The sequence below is a fragment of the Lysinibacillus sphaericus OT4b.31 genome (assembly GCF_000392615.1).
In the GTDB taxonomy this organism is placed as follows: domain Bacteria; phylum Bacillota; class Bacilli; order Bacillales_A; family Planococcaceae; genus Lysinibacillus; species Lysinibacillus sphaericus_B.
Window position 1 is genome coordinate 1 of record NZ_KB933462.1, and the last position, 1,229, is coordinate 1,229.

Sequence of the window (1,229 nt, forward strand, 5' to 3'; positions counted from 1 at the left end):
ATGATATAGCTAAATCTTTGGGAACTGATAATAAAGCAATCCTTAAATGGGTGAAACAATTCGAACATAATGGGGTAGATGCATTTATTAAACGATGTACAACTTACACACAAGAGTTTAAAATAGATGTACTAAATTTCATGACTGAATACGGCACATCTTTAAACGAAACGGCAGCTATTTTTAATATACCTGCCCCTTCTACTATTACTGTTTGGAAAAAACAACTTGAAACACATGGTATAGATGCTCTTCAGTCAAAGAAAAAGGGGCGTCCAACGATGAAAAAAGAAGTAGGAAAAAAAACAAAACAAGCACCAGGGTCTGTCGAAGCACTTGAAGAACGAATCAAACAACTTGAAATGGAAAATGAGTATTTAAAAAAGTTGAAAGCCTTAGTTCAAAACAAGGAAAAATCACCAAACAAGACAAAGCGCAAGTAGTCTATGAATTAAGGCGTAAATATCCAGTGAAAGCACTTGTAAAACTCGCTGACATTCCACGAAGTACGTACTATGATTTAGTAAAACGTATGAATCGACCAGATCCAGATGCCGATTTAAAAGAGGAAATAAAGGCGATTTATGACGAACATGAAGGGCGTTATGGCTATCGCCGTATTCGTGACGAACTAGCGAATCGTGGGCAAAAAGTGAATCATAAAAAAGTACAGCGTGTCATGAAAGAACTGGGTTTAAAGTGTGTAGTACGTATGAAAAAATATAAATCTTATAAAGGAAACGTTGGCAAAATTGCGCCAAACATTTTAGACCGTCACTTTACGGCTGAGGCACCTAATGAAAAATGGGTAACGGATATCACAGAGTTTAAATTATTCGGAGAAAAGCTATATCTATCGCCTGTATTAGATTTATTTAACGGGGAAATTATCACGTATACAATTGGCTCTAGACCAACCTATTCACTTGTTTCAGACATGTTGGACAAATCGTTGGAACGTTTACCTGAGCACCACCAGCTACTTATGCATTCAGATCAGGGCTGGCACTATCAAATGAAGAAATATCGTCGCGCCTTAGAATCAAGAGGGATTGTTCAAAGTATGTCTCGTAAAGGAAACTGTTACGACAACGCTGTCATGGAGAATTTCTTTGGAATTATGAAATCTGAATTCCTTTACATGAGGGAATTTGAAAGTATAGAGAATTTTAAAATAGAATTAGAGAAATATATCAATTACTATAATACGAAACGGATTAAGGCAAAAT

General features: G+C 36.0%; 1 protein-coding gene. It reads left to right on the forward strand.

What is annotated here, in order from left to right:
* A protein-coding gene (locus H131_RS24135; RefSeq protein ID WP_155242544.1) for an IS3 family transposase occupies positions 1-1,229 on the forward strand; the annotation gives its coding sequence in 2 pieces (ribosomal slippage) (positions 1-378 and positions 378-1,229; 1,230 coding nt annotated over the 2 pieces). This gene is flagged as partial in the annotation.